The organism is Sphingomonas sp. KR3-1, assembly GCF_040049295.1.
Classification (GTDB): Bacteria; Pseudomonadota; Alphaproteobacteria; order Sphingomonadales; family Sphingomonadaceae; genus Sphingomonas.
The window spans coordinates 137,152-156,421 of sequence record NZ_JBDZDQ010000004.1 but is presented as its reverse complement, the minus strand read 5'-3'; the positions used below and the strand labels follow the sequence as shown (position 1 = coordinate 156,421).

The 19,270-nt window shown below is 67.7% G+C and carries 20 protein-coding genes and 1 tRNA gene; 10 read left to right on the top strand and 11 right to left on the bottom strand.

All coding sequences use genetic code 11. The features are described from left to right. Positions 1-82: 82 nt before the first annotated feature. Together glnA and ABLE38_RS19850 are read right to left on the bottom strand one after the other, a co-directional pair. Entirely contained in the window at positions 83-1,495 is a 1,413-nt protein-coding gene (gene glnA / locus ABLE38_RS19855; protein ID WP_348975986.1) for a type I glutamate--ammonia ligase, read from the bottom strand. 93 nt (positions 1,496-1,588) lie between these two features. Then, positions 1,589-1,927 carry a P-II family nitrogen regulator gene (locus ABLE38_RS19850; RefSeq protein WP_086131131.1) on the bottom strand — a complete coding sequence of 113 codons (339 nt, stop codon included), beginning with the start codon at positions 1,925-1,927 and terminating at the stop codon, positions 1,589-1,591. 259 nt (positions 1,928-2,186) lie between these two features. Between ABLE38_RS19850 and ABLE38_RS19845 the strand changes: the two genes are divergently transcribed. After that, entirely contained in the window at positions 2,187-2,414 is a 228-nt protein-coding gene (locus ABLE38_RS19845) for a hypothetical protein (RefSeq protein ID WP_348975985.1), read from the top strand. A 61-nt stretch (positions 2,415-2,475) separates the two neighbouring features. Here the strand turns inward: ABLE38_RS19845 and ABLE38_RS19840 are convergent, their stop codons facing one another. Both ABLE38_RS19840 and map read right to left on the bottom strand, forming a co-directional pair. Continuing rightward, positions 2,476-3,072: a hypothetical protein gene (locus ABLE38_RS19840; protein ID WP_348975984.1), complete on the bottom strand. Its 597-nt coding sequence runs from the start codon at positions 3,070-3,072 to the stop codon at positions 2,476-2,478. A gap of 521 nt (positions 3,073-3,593) precedes the next feature. Then, positions 3,594-4,418 (bottom strand): type I methionyl aminopeptidase, encoded by an 825-nt coding sequence (map, locus tag ABLE38_RS19835; protein ID WP_348975983.1) that lies wholly within the window; start codon positions 4,416-4,418, stop codon positions 3,594-3,596. A gap of 96 nt (positions 4,419-4,514) precedes the next feature. Here map and ABLE38_RS19830 point away from each other — a divergent pair, with 96 nt between their 5' ends. Continuing rightward, positions 4,515-5,270: a molybdopterin-binding protein gene (locus ABLE38_RS19830; RefSeq protein ID WP_348975982.1), complete on the top strand. Its 756-nt coding sequence runs from the start codon at positions 4,515-4,517 to the stop codon at positions 5,268-5,270. 18 nt (positions 5,271-5,288) lie between these two features. Further along, complete coding sequence (locus ABLE38_RS19825; protein ID WP_348975981.1) at positions 5,289-6,581, top strand: amino acid permease; 1,293 nt, start codon at positions 5,289-5,291, stop codon at positions 6,579-6,581. Here the strand turns inward: ABLE38_RS19825 and ABLE38_RS19820 are convergent. Continuing rightward, positions 6,543-8,132, bottom strand: coding sequence for an NAD(P)/FAD-dependent oxidoreductase (locus ABLE38_RS19820; RefSeq protein WP_348976242.1), 1,590 nt, complete (start codon positions 8,130-8,132; stop codon positions 6,543-6,545). The genes ABLE38_RS19825 and ABLE38_RS19820 overlap by 39 nt on opposite strands. 124 nt (positions 8,133-8,256) lie before the next feature. On the opposite strand from ABLE38_RS19820, the gene ABLE38_RS19815 reads away from it, so the two are divergent. After that, positions 8,257-9,225 carry a bifunctional helix-turn-helix transcriptional regulator/GNAT family N-acetyltransferase gene (locus ABLE38_RS19815; RefSeq protein ID WP_348975980.1) on the top strand — a complete coding sequence of 323 codons (969 nt, stop codon included), beginning with the start codon at positions 8,257-8,259 and terminating at the stop codon, positions 9,223-9,225. Here ABLE38_RS19815 and ABLE38_RS19810 read toward each other — a convergent pair. The 4 genes from ABLE38_RS19810 to ABLE38_RS19795 all read right to left on the bottom strand — a co-directional run bounded on the left by ABLE38_RS19810 (position 9,218) and on the right by ABLE38_RS19795 (position 12,198). Beyond that, positions 9,218-10,063, bottom strand: a complete 846-nt coding sequence (locus ABLE38_RS19810; protein WP_348975979.1) for an ABC transporter permease — start codon at positions 10,061-10,063, stop codon at positions 9,218-9,220. The genes ABLE38_RS19815 and ABLE38_RS19810 overlap by 8 nt on opposite strands. Next, positions 10,056-10,970 (bottom strand): ABC transporter ATP-binding protein, encoded by a 915-nt coding sequence (locus ABLE38_RS19805; protein ID WP_348975978.1) that lies wholly within the window; start codon positions 10,968-10,970, stop codon positions 10,056-10,058. Before ABLE38_RS19805 ends, ABLE38_RS19810 begins: the two co-directional genes overlap by 8 nt. 84 nt (positions 10,971-11,054) lie before the next feature. Further along, entirely contained in the window at positions 11,055-11,669 is a 615-nt protein-coding gene (locus ABLE38_RS19800) for a hypothetical protein (protein ID WP_348975977.1), read from the bottom strand. Then, a complete protein-coding gene (locus tag ABLE38_RS19795; RefSeq protein WP_348975976.1) occupies positions 11,629-12,198 on the bottom strand; it encodes a c-type cytochrome in 570 nt (189 codons plus the stop codon). The genes ABLE38_RS19800 and ABLE38_RS19795 overlap by 41 nt, the downstream gene beginning before the upstream one ends. Before the next feature lie 121 nt (positions 12,199-12,319). Here ABLE38_RS19795 and ABLE38_RS19790 point away from each other — a divergent pair, with 121 nt between their 5' ends. Continuing rightward, positions 12,320-12,703 carry a hypothetical protein gene (locus tag ABLE38_RS19790; RefSeq protein ID WP_348975975.1) on the top strand — a complete coding sequence of 128 codons (384 nt, stop codon included), beginning with the start codon at positions 12,320-12,322 and terminating at the stop codon, positions 12,701-12,703. A gap of 26 nt (positions 12,704-12,729) precedes the next feature. After that, positions 12,730-13,221, top strand: coding sequence for a signal peptidase II (lspA, locus tag ABLE38_RS19785; RefSeq protein ID WP_348975974.1), 492 nt, complete (start codon positions 12,730-12,732; stop codon positions 13,219-13,221). 30 nt (positions 13,222-13,251) lie between these two features. Here the strand turns inward: lspA and ABLE38_RS19780 are convergent, their stop codons facing one another. Further along, a complete protein-coding gene (locus tag ABLE38_RS19780; RefSeq protein WP_348975973.1) occupies positions 13,252-14,637 on the bottom strand; it encodes a M20/M25/M40 family metallo-hydrolase in 1,386 nt (461 codons plus the stop codon). Positions 14,638-14,699: 62 nt separating this feature from the next. Next, positions 14,700-16,004, bottom strand: coding sequence for a nicotinate phosphoribosyltransferase (pncB, locus tag ABLE38_RS19775; protein ID WP_348975972.1), 1,305 nt, complete (start codon positions 16,002-16,004; stop codon positions 14,700-14,702). 90 nt (positions 16,005-16,094) lie between these two features. On the opposite strand from pncB, the gene ABLE38_RS19770 reads away from it, so the two are divergent. The 4 genes from ABLE38_RS19770 (at position 16,095) to ABLE38_RS19755 (ending at position 19,268) form a co-directional block, all read left to right on the top strand. Beyond that, a tRNA-Gly gene (locus tag ABLE38_RS19770) sits at positions 16,095-16,168 on the top strand. Positions 16,169-16,205: 37 nt separating this feature from the next. After that, the gene (locus ABLE38_RS19765) at positions 16,206-17,657 is read left to right on the top strand and encodes a DUF5597 domain-containing protein (RefSeq protein ID WP_348975971.1); all 1,452 of its coding nucleotides are present in this window, start codon (positions 16,206-16,208) and stop codon (positions 17,655-17,657) included. Between the two features lie 31 nt (positions 17,658-17,688). Further along, the gene (locus tag ABLE38_RS19760) at positions 17,689-18,525 is read left to right on the top strand and encodes a diacylglycerol kinase family protein (protein ID WP_348975970.1); all 837 of its coding nucleotides are present in this window, start codon (positions 17,689-17,691) and stop codon (positions 18,523-18,525) included. Then, entirely contained in the window at positions 18,522-19,268 is a 747-nt protein-coding gene (locus tag ABLE38_RS19755) for a metallophosphoesterase (RefSeq protein ID WP_348975969.1), read from the top strand. Before ABLE38_RS19760 ends, ABLE38_RS19755 begins: the two co-directional genes overlap by 4 nt. Positions 19,269-19,270 lie beyond the last annotated feature (2 nt).

The following is a 19,270-nucleotide window of genomic DNA, read 5'->3' as shown; positions in this document are numbered from 1 at the left end:
GGGCTGGCGCGGTTGCGTGCATGCAAAAAGGGCGCCCGGACAAACGCCGGACGCCCCTTTTCCTTGCCCGAGGGCGAAGCGCTTACGCGCTGTAGTACATGTCGTACTCGACCGGCGAGGGCGTCATTTCCCAGCGGGCGACGTCGCCGCGCTTGATCTCGACATAGGCCGCGATCTGATCCTTGGTGAACACGTCGCCCTTGAGCAGGAAGTCCATATCGGCTTCCAGGCTGTCGAGCGCCTCACGCAGCGAACCGCACACGGTCGGGACCTGCTCGAGCTCTGCCGGCGGCAGGTCGTACAGGTTCTTGTCCATCGGATCGCCCGGGTGGATCTTGTTCTGGATGCCGTCGAGGCCGGCCATCAGCAGCGCTGCGTAGCAGAGATACGGATTGGCCAGCGCGTCCGGGAAGCGGAACTCGACGCGCTTCGCCTTGGTGCCTGCACCATAGGGGATGCGGCACGAGGCCGAGCGGTTGCGCGACGAATAGGCGAGGAGCACCGGCGCCTCATAGCCCGGCACCAGGCGCTTGTAGCTGTTGGTGGTCGGGTTGGTGAAGGCGTTGAGCGCCTTGGCATGCTTGATCACGCCGCCGATGAAATAAAGGCACGCGTCCGACAGGCCGGCATAGCCATTGCCGGCGAAGGTGTTGGCGCCCTTTTCCCAGATCGAGATGTGGGTGTGCATGCCCGAGCCGTTATCTTCCTTGATCGGCTTCGGCATGAAGGTCGCGGTCTTGCCGTACGCATGCGCCACCTGGTGCACGACATACTTGTAGATCTGCATGCGATCGGCGGTCTGGACGAGCGTGCCATAGGTCAGGCCGAGCTCGTGCTGCGCGGCGGCGACTTCGTGGTGATGCTTGTCGCAGGGCAGGCCCATTTCGAGCATCGTCGCGACCATCTCGCCGCGGATGTCGACGGCCGAGTCGACCGGGGCGACGGGGAAATAGCCGCCCTTGGCGCGCGGACGGTGGCCGAGATTGCCGGCCTCATATTCCTTGCCCGAATTGCCCGGCAGCTCGATGTCGTCGATCGCGTAGTAGCTGGTCGAGTAGCTGTTCTCGAAGCGGACGTCGTCGAACATGAAGAACTCGGCCTCGGGGCCGACATAGACGGTGTCGCCGATGCCGAGCGACTGGAGATAGGCCTCCGAGCGCTTCGCGGTCGAGCGCGGGTCGCGGGCATAGAGCTCGCCGGTCGACGGCTCGACGATGTCGCAGACCAGGATCAGCATCGGGGTGGCCGAGAACGGATCGATCCACACCGCGTCCAGATCCGGCTTGAGGATCATGTCGGACTCGTTGATCGCCTTCCAGCCCTCGATCGACGAACCGTCGAACATCAGGCCGTCGGTCAGCTCGTCCTCGCCGATCACCTTGGCGACCATGGTGAGGTGCTGCCACTTGCCCTTGGGATCGGTGAACCGCAGATCGATCCACTCGATCTCGTTCTCCTTGACCATCTTCAGAACGTCGCTGGCCGAATTCGCCATTGTTAAGCCCTTTCGCTCTCTTTCGTTGACCCGACGAATCGGGAAAGAATCTTGCCCCGTAACGGGGCTACATCGCCATTATGTTGCGCTGCGTCAAATCGCGTTTTCGTTGCGCTCGCCGGTGCGGATGCGCAGCGCGGTCTCGACCGGGATCACGAAGATCTTGCCGTCGCCGATCCGGCCGGTCTGCGCCGCCGCGGCCACCGCCTCGACCACGCGATCGGCAAGCGAATCCTCGACCACAACCTCGAGCTTCACCTTGGGAAGGAAGTCCACGACATATTCGGCGCCGCGATAGAGTTCGGTATGGCCCTTCTGGCGGCCGAAGCCCTTGGCTTCGGTGACGGTGATGCCGGAGACGCCCACTTCGTGGAGCGCTTCCTTCACTTCGTCGAGCTTGAACGGCTTGATGATCGCTTCGATCTTTTTCACGGTTTCCCCCGAGGCACATGAGGCTTGCCTATCCGCGCGTCTGGCAAGGTTCGTGCCAGTGCGAGAGTCGGCGCCTGCTCTCGGTTGCACGCCGCGCGCGGCTTTCACAAGTGCCTATCCTTTAGGCAGCGCGCCGCACGGTGCCGGATTTGGGGGCAGTGACCGTTGCGCGTCCGCGATGATGCGACCGTATGGTCTGTTTGGAACCGAAGCGCGGGAATGCGGGTTTTACGCGTTTCGAGCGTACCGGGGTGTGGCCATGCAGCCTTTGCCGATGGACCTGCCCGCCGAGCTTCATCGGCGGGGAAGCGACCTGCCTGACAGCGACGTGATCGTCGCCACGGGGCCGCTCGTCATCATGGCGCACGGGCTGCTCGCGCTCGATCCCGAGGCGCGCAAATGCTGCTGGATCCATAGCGAGGCGGGCGACCTGGATGCCGCCGAGGCAGAGGCGCAGCTCGAGGGCTGGTCGCAATTGCCGCACTAAGGGAAACGCCCCCGGAAGCCGGGCTTCCAGGGGCGCTTCGAAGCTCAAACCGAAAAGGTGCTCAGCGCGACGAGGTCGCCGAGCCGCCGACCTGCGCGTTGAGCGGCTCGGTCGTGTAGACGCGGAACTCGCGGCCCTGCTCGACGATCGCGCTCTTGCCGGTGACGAAGGCGCCGAACACGCCGACCGCGACCACTGCGCCGACGGCGGCACCGGTGTTGCCCTGGCCCTCCTGGCGGAAATGGCCCTTGAGCGGGATGCGATTGCCGTTCAGGTCGATATGGGTGATGTCGAACTCCATCTTGGCCGACTTGCCGAACGCGCCCTTGCCGGTGCGATAGGTGACGATGCCATAGGCGGGCGTGCCCTTGGGGATGATCACATAGTCGCCCATCCGCACGTCGCTGGCGACGCTCAGATCGAACTTGTGGCCTTCCTTCTTGAACTTCTTCGAGTTGAGCTCGGCATTCATGCTCACCACGACTTCGGTGTTGGCGGGCAGCGTTGCCGTGGAGCCGGTGATGTTGACCGCGGTCGGGCGCGCGACGATCGGCGCAGCGGGTGCAGCGGTGGCGACGACGGGCGTGGGCTGCGGCGCGGTCTGCGGCGCATCCTGCGCGCCGGACACAAGCAGGATCGCCCCAATAACGATGTTCATATTTTCCCCCTATTGCAAAGAACTTGCCGGCCGGTGGTGCCGAGAGTTGCAACAAACGTCAAATTCTATTTGGTTTACGCTACGTTAGTGGGCGCGGATATGCTGCACCTGCGAGGGCGTAGTTGTCACGAGTCTTGTGGAATATTGTTCTCGTGATGTTGCGGAGGCCTGGCACGGATCTGGTGCGCTGAAAGCGGCATGTCACGTGTCTGCTGCGGAGATGTGTTACAGTTTATCTTCAGTTTTACGTAAGATCAGTATTTCGTAATATCTATCCAAAACGGCGACGTTTATCTTGGTCGCGCATTGACTTAAAATACAGAATACGGATTCTGAAGTCGCTGTCACGAATCGACCTGCGATCGACTGAATATTCGCAGGCGGGGACGGCTAGCATCCCCCCGGGCGGCGGCCCGGCCCACTCCCTCCAACCGCCGCCCCGCGTCCGCCGGTCCCCGCGCCGGCGGACGACCGGGCAGGCAGGGGCGGAGGCGGCGGGAGATTGTGGGGCGCAGCGCGCCTCAATAGGGCGGGTGGTCGAAGCCCTTGGGGCTCTTGGTGAAGATCTCGTGCCCGGTCTCGGTGATGCCGATCGAGTGCTCAAACTGCGCCGAGAGCGAGCGATCGCGGGTCACCGCCGTCCAGCCATCCTCGAGCAGCTTCACATCGGCGCGGCCGATGTTGATCATCGGCTCGACGGTGAAGAACATGCCGGGGCGCAGCTCCGGGCCGGTGCCGGGGCGGCCGACATGGACGACTTCGGGTGCGTCGTGGAAAATCTGGCCGAGGCCGTGGCCGCAGAAATCGCGGACGACGCCGTAGCGATGCTTCTCGGCATGGCGCTGGATCGCATTGGCGACGTCGCCCATATGGTTGCCCGGCTTGGCCTGCTCGAGCCCGAGCATCAGGCACTCATAGGTGACGTCGACCAGCCGGCGCGCCTTGATCGGCACGTCGCCGACCAGGAACATGCGGCTGGTATCGCCGTGCCAGCCATCGAGCATCGGCGTCACGTCGATATTGACGATGTCGCCGTCCTTGAGCGTCTTCTCGCTCGGGATGCCGTGGCAGACGACATGGTTGATCGAGATGCAGCAGCTGTGCGTGTAGCCGCGATAGCCGAGCGTGGCGGGCACGCCGCCGCCGGCGACGCTCATCTCGCGGACGATGTCGTCGAGCTCGGCGGTGGTGACGCCCGGCACGACATGGGGCACGAGCGCGTCGAGGATCTCGGCGCCGAGGCGTCCGGCGCGGCGCATGCCCTCGAAGCCCTCGGGGCCATGGAGCTTGATCGCGCCATCGCGCGCCTTGGGGCTGTCGGCGGTTACGGTCACATATTCGGTCATCGGGGCGATATAGGCCGATTGCCGGCGTTTTTCGAGAGGCAGAAACGCCGGGTACGGACCCTAGTCGCGGGCGCGGCTTGCGGGTATGTCCCTGCCATGGGCGAGCGCATCTGGACGGCGGGACTGGTGGTGATCGGCGACGAGATCCTCTCGGGCCGCACGCAGGACAAGAATATCGCGCAACTCGCGACCTGGCTGAACGTGCAGGGCATCAGGCTTTCCGAAGTGCGCGTGGTGCCCGATGTCGAGGGCCGGATCGTCGAGGCGGTGAACGCGCTGCGCGCCGGCTACGACTATTGCTTCACCACCGGCGGCATCGGCCCGACGCATGACGACATCACCGTCGATGCGATTGCGGTGGCGCTGGGCGTGGGCGTGGTGATCCACCCCGAGGCGCGCGCGGTGCTGGAGCGCTATTACGAGACACGCGGCGGGCTCACCGATGCGCGGCTGCGGATGGCGCGGGTGCCCGAGGGCGCCGACCTGATCCCCAACCGCATGTCCGGCGCGCCGGGCATCCGGGCGGGCAATGTCTTCATCCTGGCGGGCGTGCCGCACATCACCGCGGGTATGCTCGATGCGCTGACCGGCACGCTCGAGGGCGGCCACCCGGTGCTGTCGCGCACGATTGGCAGCTGGGCGGCGGAGAGCGAGATCGCCGATTTCCTGGGCGAGACCGAGCGCGCCTTCGAGGGCGTGGCGATCGGCAGCTATCCGTTTTTCCGCGACGGGAAGACCGGTGCGAACTTCGTGGTGCGGGCGACCGATCAGTCCGTGCTCGATGCCTGTGCCGAGGCGCTGGCCGCGGGGTTGCGGGCGCGTGGGCTGGAGGCCGTCGAAGGCGGGATCTGATCGAACCGGGGAGCGGGCATGAGCGAAGCGAAACGGCCATTCGGCTTGTGGACGGCGACCGCGCTCGTCATCGGCAACATGATCGGATCGGGCTTCTTCGCCTTGCCCGCCCAGCTCGCGCCCTTCGGCCTCACCAGCGTCGCCGCCTGGATCGCCGCCATCGCCGGCGCGATGCTGATCGCCTGGGTGATCGCCGGATTGTCGCGGGCAATGCCCGAGGCGACCGGCACGCTGGCGATCTGCGCGAAGGCGCTGGGGCCGCTGCCGGGCGTGCTGATCGGCTGGACGATGTGGGTCGGCATCTGGTCCGCCAACGCCTTTATCGCGCTGACCGCGGTGCGTTATCTCGCGGTGTTCTGGCCGCCGCTGGCAGCGTCCTCGCTCAGCCTGGTGCCGGGGGCGGTGGCGCTGCTATGGCTGATCACCCTGCTCAACTTGCGCGGCGCGCGGACGGCGGGCGAGTTCCAGGTGGCGACGACCCTGATCAAGCTGGTGCCGATGGCGGCGATCATCCTGCTTCTCGCGCAACTCGGCTGGGGCGGCGGTCTCGCATTGGACGCGCACCCGCATGCGCCCTTCGATGCCGGGCAGCTGGCGCCGGCGGTGACGATGGCGTTCTTCGCGATGGTCGGCTTCGAATGCGCGGGCCTGGCTGCCGAGCGGGTACGCGACCCCGGACGCACGGTGAGCCGCGCGACGCTGACCGGCGTCGGCGTGACCGGGCTGATCTACCTGATCGCCTGTTCGGGGATCATCTTCGCGATGCCGCAGGACCAGATCGCCGGTGCCAATGCGCCGGTCGCGCTGTTCGTCGAGACCTTCTGGGGGCGCTGGGCCGGGCTGGCGGTTGCCGGGTTCGCGGCGGTGGCGGCGATTGGCGCCCTCAACGGCTGGGTGCTGCTGCAGGGCGAGACGCCGCTTGGGCTGGCGCGGGCGGGCGTGATCCCGGCGGCGATCGGACGGACCAGCGGGCGCGACGTGCCCGTGGGCGCGTTGCTCGCCTCGACGCTGCTGGCGAGCGTACTGATCCTGAGCAACATCACCCGCGACACGTCGGCGATCTACGACTTCATGCTGCGGGTGACGACGGCGGCGACGCTCTGGTTCTATGCGGGCGCGTGCCTCTCGGCGCTGGCGCTCGGCGTGGTGCGGCCCGCCGCGGCGCTGGGACTGGTCTTCGCGCTCTGGGCGATCTGGGGCGCGGGCTATGAAGCGATCGGGCTCAGCCTGTTGCTTATGGCGACGGCGATCCCGCTCTATCTGATGCGCGGATCAGCCGAGAAGGCGGCCGAACAGGCTCCGGTCGTATAGGATCTCGTGCGCGGCGTTGTGGCCGGGCGCGCCGGTGACGCCGCCGCCGGGATGGGTGCCCGCGCCGCACATGTAGAGCCCGTGGATCGGCCCGCGATAGTCGCCGTGCCCGAGCACCGGGCGCGCCGCCCAGAGCTGGTCGAGCGACATTTGGCCGTGCATAATGTCGCCGCCGACCAGACCGAACTTGCGCTCGAGATCGAGCGGCGAGTGGATCTGGCGGGCGATCACCGATGCCTTGAAGTTGGGCGCGTGCCTGGTGACCGTATCGATGATCCGGTCGGCAGCGGCCTCGCGGTGCGCGTCCCAGTCGAGGCCGGGGGCGAATTGCTGGCAGAAGAGCGCGGCGACGTGCCGGCCCGGCGGCGCGAGGCTGTCGTCCACCGTCGAGGGAATGGTCATCTCCACGATCGGTTCGTCGGACATGCCGTTGGCGCGAGCGCTGGTATAGGCGCGGTCCATGTAATCGAGCGTCGGGCAGAGCATGATGCCGGCGGTGTGATGCTCGCCGGTGCCGGGCAGCACGGTGAAGTCGGGCAATTCGGAGAGCGCGACGTTCATCCGGAAGGTCCCCGAGCCGGCCTTGTAGTGGTCGATGCGTCGGGCGAAGTCGGCGGGCATGTCGCTGCGCTCGACGAGCTGGCGATAGAGCAGGGCGGGGCCGACATTGGCGGCGACGATGCCGGCCGCGATCTCCTCGCCGCTTTCGAGACGGACGCCGGCGACCTTGCCCCCGTCGACCAGCACCCGAGCGACGGGCGCCTCCAGGCTGATCTCGACGCCGGCCTCGATACAGGCTTCGGCCATCAGCTGCGTGATCGCCCCCATGCCGCCGATCGAATGGCCCCAGGCACCCTTCTTGCCGTTCACTTCGCCGAAGACGTGGTGGAGCAGCACATAGGCGCTGCCCGGCGTGTCGGGGCTGGCATAGTTGCCGACCACCGCGTCGAAGCCGAACGCGGCCTTGATATAATCATTCTCGAACCAGCCATCGAGGAAGTCGCGCGCCGACTTGACGAACAGGTCCAGCGTGTCGCGCTGCGCCTCGATCCCCATGCCGGCGAGCTTGCGGCCCTGCGCGGCGGCGGCAAGCAGCGCGCGGATGCCGCCGCCGGCATTGGGCGGGGTCTTGAGCGCCAGGTCGCGCAGCACCTGCGCCACGCGCTCCAGCGCTTCCTCGTAGCGCGGAAAGGCATCGGCATCGTGCGCCGAGAAGCGGGCGAACTCGGCACGGGTGCGGTCGTGGCCGCCGCCAAGCTTCAGATAGCCGCCGTCATGCGGCAGGAAATTGGATATCTGCCGCTCGACCACGCGCCAGCCGCGCGCAGGGAGCTTCATGTCGGCGATCACCTTGGGGCGCAGCAGGCTGACCGTGTAGCTGGCGGTGGAGTTGCGGAAGCCGGGGTGGAACTCCTCGGTCACCGCCGCGCCGCCAACCACGTGGCGGCGCTCGAGCACGCGGACCCTGAGCCCGGCGCGGGCGAGGTAGAAGGCGCAGACCAGGCCGTTATGCCCGCCGCCGAGGATCAGGGCGTCGTATCTGGCGGTCACGTGGGGCAACTCCATCTAGGTCCACGGGCACTAGACGCGCCGGGATGGCGGTTCGCAAGGGGGCAGGCCTTGACCGCCACTTCAATTTATATAACGTGGTATATAACAGTATATGGGGTTCGAGATGGACGTTATTCGCGAGCAGGGCATCGGCTTTCTCGGCAGTCGGCTGAAGCGGCTCGGCGAGCGGATGCAGGCGGGGGCGGCGCGCGTCACCGCCGATGCCGGCCTGCCGGTCCAGCCCGCGCACATGGCGTTCCTCGCCGCGCTCGACGGCGAGGCGCGGACGATCGGCCAACTGGTGCAGGCGGTCGGGATCAGCCAGCCCGGGGTGACGCGGGCGATCGGCCAGCTCGTCGGGCTCGGCCTGGCCCGTTCGGAACAGGGCGAGGACCAGCGCCAGCGGACGATTTCGCTGACTCCGGCCGGAGAAGCGGTGCTGGTGCGCGCGAAGGTGCATGTGTGGCCACAAGTCGAGGATGCGGCCCGCCTGTTGCTGGGTGCGGAGGCGGACGGCTTCATGGCGCAGATCGCGCGGCTGGAGGCGGCGCTGACGGCGACGCCGATCGACGTGCTGGCGGCGCGCGCACGAACGGACACCTTGATCATCCACGAATACACCGACGCGCTGGCGCATCATTTCCGCGACATCAACGCCGAGTGGATCGGCACGATGTTCAGCCTCGAGGCAACCGACCGCGACGTTCTGGACAATCCGCGCGAACGGATCGTCGAGACAGGTGGTGCGATATTGTTCGTGGAAGCGCGCGGGCTCGGCATCGTCGGCGCGGGCGCGCTGCAGCGCGCTGGCGATGGCGGGCTGGAACTGACCAAGATGGGCGTGCGCGAACATGCCCGCGGGCTGAAGGCGGGCGAGTTCCTGCTGGCGGCGCTGATCGAGCGGGCGCGGGCGATGGACGCCGATCCGTTCTATCTGCTCACCAATGCCCGCTGCGCGACGGCCATCCACCTCTACGAGAAGCTCGGCTTCCGGCACGATGCCGGGATCATGGCCCGCTACGGTGCGCGCTACGCGCGGTGCGACGTCGCGATGCGCTACCTGCCGCCGACGCCCGCGCCGGCCCTCAGTTGAGGTCCTGGCGCAGGAAGCGGAGCTGCGTGCCGGCCAGCGCCGCGAGGATCCAGGCGCTCACCACCGCGAAGGACATGCCCCAGGAGAAGGAGATGATCGCGCCGGGGCCGAGCGGCAGCGCCAGGCCGGCGCCCTTCGACCAGGCATGCAGGTTGGCCAGGTGATAGAAGGGCAGCACCTTCACCAGCCCCTCGATCAGCGCTGGAACATATTGGTGGAGGAACAGGCCGATCAGCGGCCACAGCCCCTCGATCACGACCAGCGCGATCGACAGGATCACGGTGGCGAGGATCGACTGGGTGAGGATCGCGAACAGCCCGGCAAAGGCGATCGTGTAGACCACCGGAACCAGCGCCTGCACGCCCGCATGCCAATGCGCCTCGAGGACGCCGGCGAGCGTGACCCCGGCGGGGATGCTGTCGCCCTGGAACGAGCCCAGCCAGCTGCCGAGCAGCGAGATCAGGTCGGCGGCGACATAGGCCAGGATGAGAAAGCCGAGCGCGACGACCCATTTGGCCGCGATCAGCTGCCAGCGCGCCCGCGCCGGGATGATCAGCTTCCAGGTATTCCAGCCATATTCGCCGGCGAACACCACCGCGGTGAAGCCGGCGGTGAGGAAACGCCCCGGCGCCGAGGTCGGCACGTTCCACAGGATGGTGCCTTCCCTGATCCACTCGGCGGCAGGCTCGGCCGCGCCCGGCGCATGCGCCTTGAACGCGCCATAGACCAGCACGCAGGCGATGATCGCGGTGATGACGATCGGATAGATCCAGACCATCATCCAGGTCGCCCGGTGGCGGCGCAGCTTCAGCGCCTCGGCAAGGACGGCGTCAAGCATCGGAGTCCCTCGTCATCGTCAGGAAGATTTCCTCGAGGCTCTGCTCTTCCGGCCCCACATGGAAGACATCGGCGCCGGCCTCGACCAGCTGGCGGACGATCGCCGGCGTATCGGCGCGGCCCGCCAGGACCTTGAGGCCGCCCTCGGCCCGCTCGAACGGCCAGCGGCCGTCGAGCGCGGCGGCGGCCTTGTCGAGCGGCTCGGCTTCGACACGCAGCGCCTCGCCCTGATCGAGCATCTCGCGGACCGTGGCTTCGCGCAGCAGCCGGCCCTTGTGGACCACCGCCACGCGGTCGCAGATCTGCTCGACTTCGTGGAGCAGATGGCTGGAGAGGAACACCGCCTTGCCGTCCGCCGCCAGGCCGCGCAGCAGCGTGCGCATGTCCTGGATGCCGGCGGCGTCGAGGCCGTTGGCCGGCTCGTCGAGGATCACCAGATCGGGATCGTCGAGCAGCGCCGCGGCAACGCCGAGCCGCTGCTTCATGCCGGTGGAATAGCCCTTCACCTTGCGCTTCGCGTCGCGCGCCAGGTCGACGCGCTCGAGCACCGCTTCGATGCGCGAACCATCGCTGCCCTGGGTCTTTGCGAGCACGCGCAGATTGTCGCGGCCCGAGAGGAAGGGATAGAAGGTTCCGCCATCGACCAGCGCGCCGACGCGGCGCAGCGCCCTGGCGGAGACCGGCTCGCCGAACAGCAGGACCTCGCCGTCGCTCGGGCGGATCAGGCTGAGCGCCATGCGGATCGTCGTGCTCTTGCCCGCGCCATTGGGGCCGAGAAAGCCATAGACCTCGCCCTTGCGGACGCTGAGCGAGACATCGCTGACCGCGCGCTTGGCGCCGCTGCCGCGGCCATAGGTCTTGCCGAGCCCGCGCAGTTCGAGCGCGGGCGTGCCGTCAGGTTCGAGCATGGGCAGGTGTTCCCCCGGGTGCCGCTTGTCGTTGCCGGCCAGTCTGCACAACTCGCGTGTAGTAGCAAGCTAATACGCAGCCTGTTATTGCGTGATCGCCCCGAACTGGATCCAGGCCATGCTCCATTCGCCGGTGAGGTGCTTGAGCTCGTACCAGCCAAGGCCTTCCTGCCAGCCGGCGATGTTGCCCTGGGTGCCGACGCACCAGGCGCGATCGGTGGCGTCGAAGGTGATCATGTCGACCGTCCAGCCGTCATAGCCCGAATCGACCCATTGCGTGTCGACCCAGCGCCCGACATTGCCCTCGGTGCCGACGCCATATTTCCGCCCGCGCGAATCGAAGGCGAGCATCTTGAGCGTCCAGTTGCCGAGATTGCCCTGGTCCTCCCAGCGGCCGTTGCGCCAGATGCCGACATTGCCCTGGGTGCCGACGCCGTAGAGCGTGCCGTCCGGCCCGCAGGCCATTGACTGGAGCGTCCAGCCGGTCGGCACATCCGCGGTCTGCCAATAGCCGCGCCACGCGCCGACATTGCCCTGCGTGCCGACGCCGTAAATCTCGCCGGTGGGCGTCGTGGTCAGCGAGCGGAGCGTCCAGCCGCCGAGATTGCCGAGACTGGCCCAGGCCTCGAACATCTGCGAGCGGATGCCGACATTGCCGTCACGGCCGACGCCGTAGAGCTCCTGCGGAAGTATCGGCATCGCGCGTCCCCGAGTCGTTGCCGCGCGAGGATGCAGGGCGGCCGGAAGCGGCGCCAGCTGCCATCTGGGGGCCGGGGTGCCCGGCAATGCGGGTCTTCAGATAGGCGATGATGTCGGCGCGATCGAGCGGATCGGCGATGCCGGCGAACTGCATGCTGGTGCCCGGCACCACCGCCCGGGGATTGGCGATCCACGCGTCGAGCGTCGCCGCATCCCATGTGCCGCCGGCGTCGCGCAGCGCCGCGGTGTATCCGAAGCGCGGGCTGTTCTGCCCCATCGGCTGGCCATAGACATTGTAGAGATTGGGCCCGCCGAAGTCGGGCGCGTCCGGGTTGATCTTGTGGCAGGCGGCACACCGATCGAACTTGCGCGCGCCGATATCGGCGTCGGCGACCTTCAGCAGGGCATCGAGCGACGGCCGCGGGCCGGCCTGGCGCAGGCGCTCCTCATGCCGGTCGTCGGAGCAGCCGGCGAGCAGCAGGACTGAAGCGAGCAGAGCGGGGGCAAGCAGGCGGGTGGGGCGCGGCATGATGCCATGCCCAAGCGGGTCGCGCCGGGCACGTCAATATCCTCGGTTTCTCCGCATCGCCTGCACGGGCGTCGCATCGCGGCGTGCTATCAGGATTGCGAGACATGACGGAGGCGCGCAGATGAACCGACCTGACGATGCAAGCGGCGGCTGGGCCTATCGCGCCGGCATCGGCATCGCGGTGGCCGCGTCGTTCCTGACCATATGGACGACCGTGGTGCGCGACGACGGCACGGGGATGAGCTTCTTCCTGCTGATCCTGGCGGCGGCGACGGGCGCGTTCGCCGCGTGGTTCCGGCCTGCGGGCATGGCGCGGGCGATGCTCGGCGTGGCGGTCATGCAGGTCCTGCTCGGCGTGGCGATCGCGACGGCGCCGATCACGGCGCGCGTGCCAGGCGCTCCGCTTCATGCGCTGGCGTTCGCCGCGGGCTTTGCCGGACTGTGGCTGGCATCGGCGGCCTGCTTCCGCGCGGCAGCGCGCCAAGCATTTTCGGACTCTCGGTAGCGCGCCGAACCGGCTATTGCGGCGAAATGGACCGCCGGACCCGGATCATCGCGCTGCTCGTGACGGCGCTCGCCATCGCGCTCGACCAATCGACCAAATATTGGGCGCTGGCGGCGCTCGGGCCGGTGGGCGGCCATGTGACGCTGCCTGGGCCGGTCGACCTGACGCTGAGCTTCAACCAGAGCAACGCCTTTGGGCTGACGCCGGTGATCGGGCAGGCGACGCGCTGGTTCCTGATGACGCTCAATTTCGCCGTCGCCGGCGGGCTGTTGTACGTCATGCTGGCCAAGCCGCTGCGCCCGCTGATGCGGTTCGGGCTGGCGCTCATCGTGGCGGGCGCGATCGGCAATGGGCTCGACCGGCTGCTGATCGGCCCGGTGATCGACTTCCTCGATTCGAGCAAGATCGGCTTCGTGTGGATCTTCAACCTGGCCGACGCGACACTGGACGCAGGCATCGGGCTGATGCTGCTCGACACGGTGCTGGGCGAGCGCCGCACCCGTGCCACCGCCGCCTGACGGCCTATTTGGTCATATCTGGTCAGGCCCCTATCTGGTCAGGCCCTTGAGCAGGAACTTGTAATAGGTGATCGACGGCGCGATCTCGCTGAGCGGGGTGCGCTCGTTGAGGCCGTGGGCGAAGCTGTCCGAGCCCTTCATGAAGATCGGGCTGACGCCGTAGCTCGGCACGCCCTTGGCGCGGAACCACATCGAGTCGCTGGCACCGGCGGACATGGCGGGGACGATCGGCACGCCGGGGAAGCGGGCATGGATGCCCTGGGTGACCAGCGCGACCAGATCGGGGCGGAGCGGCGAGGCCGGGCTGGCGACGGTGCCGCTGTCGAGCGTCCTGAGCTTGAGCGCCGGGTCGCCGACGACCTTGGCGAGCGTGGCGGCGACGCTCTCGACCGAGGTGCCGGGGAAGATGCGGCAGTTGATGTTGGCGGTGGCGCGCTGCGGCAGCGCGTTGGTGGCGTGGCCGGCAGTGACCATCGTCGCGACGCAGGTGGTGCCGGTCTGGCCGATCAGCCCGGGCTCCGAACGCAGCACGGCGAGCGCCTTGGGGTCCTGCTGGTTGACCAGGAAGGCGCGCATCGCCCGGGCCATCTCCGCATCGGCGGTCTTGGCGCCCTCGACAAAGCCGGCGCGGGTGATCTCGTTGATCTCGCCGGGGAACTGATAGGCCTCGATCCGATCGAGCGCATGGGCGAGCGAATAGATCGCGTTGCTCTTGCCGGGCGCGCTCGAATGGCCGCCGGGATTGGTGAAGGTCAGCTCGTAATCGGCATAGGTCTTCTCGGCGCCCTGCAGCCCGAAGATCTCGGGCTTGCCGTTCTCGTCGAGGCTGCCGCCGCCGCCGTCGATGTTCAGCAGCATCTCGGCATCGTGATACTGATCCGCCATCAGCGCGGTGGTCTTCATGCTGGTCTCCTCGTCGCCCGAGGCGAGGAGGACGATGTCGCGGGCGGGGCGATAGCCCTCGCGCTTGAGCTGGATCAGCGTGGCGACCAGGTTCGACAGGTCGTATTTCATGTCGGTCGCGCCGCGGCCGAAGATATAGCCGTTCTCGACGATCGGCGTGAACGGATCGCGCGTCCAGTCCTCGGGCCTGGCCTCGACCACGTCCATATGGCCGGAGATGTAGATCGGCTTGGCGGTCCTGCTGGTGCCCGGATAGCGGGCGACGAGATAGGCGGTGTCGCCGACCTTCTCGATGCGGATGTCGGCGGAATCGAAGCCGCCGGCGACGAGCTGGGCCTTGAGATAGGCGGCGTAGTCGGGGGTCTGGTTGCCGGGGCCGGCGACGGTGCGGAAGGCGATGCCGCGCTTGAGCATCTCGAGCGCCTGGGCCTCCGCCTGGGGATTCTGCTGCGCCCGGGCGGTGCCGCTCGCCAATGCCAGCCCGACCAGCGCAACTCCTGCCAAAACCCGCATTTTTCCGACACTCCCTGTTCCGCGCCACGCTAGCGGGCGGGGGTGGCAGGTCAATCGCGAAGCTAGACGGCTACGCGCTGCTCCCTCCGGCCGTCGTCGCCGAAGATCCGCAGATAGCGCGCGATCTCGGCTGGATCGCCGGTGGCCTTGGCGGGGTTGTCCGAGAGCTTGACCGCGGGGCGGCCGTTCGCGCTCGTCACCTTGGCGACCAGCGAGATCGGCTCGAGCGCGTGGCCGCCGGCGGGATCGCAGCCGCGGAAGTCGTTGGTCAGATTGGTGCCCCAGCCGAAGCTCATCCGGACGCGGCCGTGGAAATGGCGATAGGTGGCCTCGATGCTGTCGACGTCCATGCCGTCGGAGAAGATGAGCAGCTTGGTGCGCGGATCGCGGCCGCGTGCCTGCCACCAGGCGATGATCTGCTCGCCGCCCTCGATCGGCGGCATCGAGTCCGGGCGGAAGCCGGTCCAGTCGGCGACCCAGTCGGGCGCGCCCTTGAGGAAGGCGCTGGTGCCGAAGGCGTCGGGCAGCGCGACCCGCAGGTTGCCGTCATAATGCGCCTGCCACGCTTCCAGCACACGATAGGGCGCGGCGGCTATGCCCGCGTCGCTGTCGGCGAGTGCGGCGAAGACCATCGGCAGCTCGTGCGCGTTGGTGCCGATCGCCTCGAGGTCGTTGTCCATCGCGAGGAGGACGTTCGAGCTGCCGATGAAGCGGCTGCCCAGACCCTCCTTGAGCGCCTCGACGCACCAGCGCTGCCAGAGGAAGCCGTGGCGCCGCCTGGTGCCGAAATCGGAGAGGACGAGGTCGGGAAGCTGGCGCAGGCGCTCGACCTTGTCCCACAGCCTGGCCTTGGCGCGGGCATAGAGGATGTCGAGCTCGAACCGGCCCTTGCCCTTCATCGCCGCGCGCGAGCGCAGCTCGTTGACGATGGCGAGCGCGGGGATCTCCCACATGCTGGTGTGCGTCCAGGGGCCGTCGAAATGGAGCTCGAACTGGCCGTCGACCTTGTGGAGGTCGTATTCAGGGAGCTGGAACTCGGCGAGCCAGGCGATGAAATCGGGCGCGAACATGCGCTGCTTGCCGTAGAAGCTGTTGCCGGCGAGCCAGATCAGCTCCTTCTTCGAGAAGCGCAGCGAACGGGCGTGATCGAGCTGGGCGCGCAGCTCGGCCTCGTCGATCACCTCGGCCAGGCGCACGCTTTTCGTCCGGTTGATCAGCGAGAAGGTCGCCTGCACCTCGGGATGCACGTGGCGGATCATCTGCAGCATCAGCAGCTTGTAGAAGTCCGTATCGAGCAGGCTGCGGACGATCGGATCGAGCCGCCAGCCATGGTTGTAGACGCGGGTGGCGATGTCGGTGACGGGCATGGCCTAGCAGATAGGCAGCGTTTGCGGCCGGGGCCAGCAGGATCGGTGTTGACCGGGCGGCAGGGGCTGTGGCAGTGCCGTCGGACCCGAGCGGGTATGGTGAAATGGTATCACAGGAGCTTCCCAAGCTTCTAGCGCGGGTTCGATTCCCGCTACCCGCTCCAACTTCCCTTGCGATTAAATCAGACTATTGTGCGCGGCATGCTGCGCTGGTTGACCCTGCTCGCCCTTCTCCTCGCCACCCCTGCCTGGGCCCAGGCGCCGCATCTGGCGGGCGGGCGGCTGATCGTCGACGGGAAGCCGTTCCTGATCCGTGGGGGCGAGCTGGGCAACAGCTCGGCCACCGATCGCGCATGGCTCGAGCCGCACTGGCAGCGGCTGAAGGCGCTCCATCTCAACACCGTGCTGGCGCCGGTGACCTGGGAGGCCGTCGAGCCCGAGGAGGGGAAGTTCGACTTTTCCAGCCTCGACTGGCTCGTGGAGGATGCGCGGGCGAACGACATGCGGCTGGTGCTGCTGTGGTTCGGGACGTGGAAGAACAGCATGTCGACCTATGCGCCCGCCTGGGTGAAGCGCGACGGCAGGCGCTTCCTGCGCTCGACCGGCAAGGATGGGCAGCCGCAGGACATTCTCTCGGTGTTCGGCAAGGCGACTTTGGACGCAGACGCGCGGGCGTTCGCGGCGGTGATGAAGCATCTGAAGGCGATCGACGGCGATCGGCATACGGTGCTGATGGTCCAGGTTGAGAACGAGATCGGCTTCCTGCCGACCGCGCGCGAGCACGGGCCCTTGGCGGATGCGGCGTTTGCCCAGTGGAAGGGCAGCGAGGAGGGCTTCACTGCGCATCATTATGCGCGCTGGGCCAATGCCGTCGCCGAGGCGGGGAAGCGGGAATATGCGCTGCCGATGTACGTCAACGGCGCGCAGGGCCGGCCGGGCAAGTTGCCGGGCGACTATCCCAGCGGCGGCCCGCTCGCGCACCTGATGCGGGAATGGAAGGACGCAGGCCCCGCGCTCGACATGCTCTCGCCCGATATCTATTTCCCGAACTTCGCCGGGATCGCCGAGGGCTATGCCGTGCCGGGCAATGTGCTGTTCGTGCCCGAGGCGAACCAGGCGGGCGATCCGCGCGCGCCGGCCAACGCGATGCGGGTGATCGGCAAGCATGGCGCGATCGGGTTCAGCCCGTTCGCGATCGAGACCATCGCCGACAAGGACCGGCTGGGCGGCTTCTACGCGATGCTCGAGCAGCTCACGCCGGAGCTGTTCGCGGCGAAGGCGCGGGACGGCTTCGCGCCGGTGGTGAGCTTCGACGGCGTGGTCGACAGCATGCCGCAGGCGGCTGTGATGGGCGGCTACAGGATCACCGTGAACTTCGTCGATCCCTGGACGGCCAAGGACAAGCAGGAGCCGGCCGAGCATGGCGCGATCCTGCTCTGGCTGGGCGGCGAGGATTATCTCGTCGCAGGCAGCGGGATCACGCTGACCTTCGAGCCGCGCGTCGGGCTCGACCGCGTCGAGGAAAGCCAGTTCCTCAATGGGAAGTGGGTGGCGGGGCGCAGGCTCAATGGCGACGAGACGCACCAGGGCCGCCATGTCCGCCTGCCGCCGGGGCAGTTCGGCATCCAGAAGGTTCGACTCTACCGGTATTGAGCCATTTCGTATCCCGAGCGTTACGAACCGGATGGAAAGACTCTGGTTCATTACCAACCCCGGCTCGGGATCGACCACCAAGCCCAAGTGCGACGCGCTCGAGGCAGTATTCGAGGAGCGCGGGCTGACCCTGGTCGGGCGGACCGAATTCCCCGCGGAGGATCTGCCCAAGGGCACGGCGCTCACCCGCAAGAAGGTGGATACCGTCGTGCTGTTCGCCGGCGACGGGACGATCAACACGACGTTGTGCGCGCTGGCGAGCTGGAAGGGCAGCTTCCTGATCCTGCCCGGGGGCACGATGAACCTGCTCGCCAAGTCGCTGCACGACACGCTCGATCCCAAGGCGATCATCGAAGCGGCGCATGACGAGACCACGCGGGTGGCGATCCCCTATGTCGAGGCGGGCGCGCATCGCGGCTTTGTCGGGCTGATCCTGGGGCCGGCGACGGCGTGGTTCCGCGCGCGGGAGGCGGCGCGCGAGGGCGCGATCCGCAAGCTGTTCTCGGCGGCGCATGTCGCCTGGAACCGGACCTTTGGCGGCAGCGGCATCCGGATCGCCGGCGTGCCGTCGCTCAAGGACAAGTACCAGGCGGTGTTCGTCCGGCCCGAGGGCGGCGAGCTGCACGTCGCGGCGGTGGACGCGCGCGACTGGACGTCGATCGTCCAGCTCGGCTGGGAATGGCTGACCGGCGACTGGGTGGCGGCGCATGCGGTGAGCGAGTGCCTGACCAAGGAACTCAAGGCCAAGGGGAACAAGCCGGTGCTCGCATTGTTCGATGGCGAGCCGGTGTCGCTGGCACCGGGCACGGCGATCAAGGCGGGCATGAGCCGCAAGGCCTTCATCGCAACGCGCGAGGAGCTGGGATGACACGCCTCTTTCACGTCAGCGACGTCCATTTCGGGCGCGAGGACCGTGCCGCGGTCGACTGGTTCGGCGCGCGGGTCAAGGAAGAGCAGCCCGACGCGGTGATCATGACCGGCGACCTGACGATGCAGGCGCGGCGCCACGAGTTCGAGGCCGCGGCGAAGTGGCTGCAAGGCCTGGGCCGGCCGGTGACGGTGGAGGTCGGCAACCATGACTTGCCGTACTTCAACCTGTGGGCGCGGTTCGTGACGCCCTACAAGCGCTACCGCGCGCTCGAGGCGATGATCGAGAAGCCGCTCGACGTGCAGGGCGTGGCGGTGGTGCCGCTCAAGACCACGGCGCGCTTCCAGTGGCGGCTCAACTGGTCGAAAGGCTATGTCAGCACGCGGGCGCTGGAGGAATCGCTGGCGCTGGTCGAGGCGGTGCCCAAGGGCGACCTGGTGTTCGTCGCCTGCCACCATCCGCTGGTGGAGGGCGGGACGCTGGCGACCTCGCACACCCGGCGCGGCGGCGAGGCGCTGGGCGCGCTGGCACAGGCGGGCGCGCATGCGGTGCTGACCGGGCATGTCCATGACCCGTTCGACATCGAGCACGAGGTGGGCGAGCGGACGGTACGGCTGATCGGCGCGGGCACGCTCTCCGAACGCGTGCGCGCCAAGCCGCCGTCGTTCAACGAGATCACGGTGGATGGCGCGCGCTTCTCCACCCGCGCGCGGTTCATGGGCGAGGGGAGCGTGGCGCTCTAGGC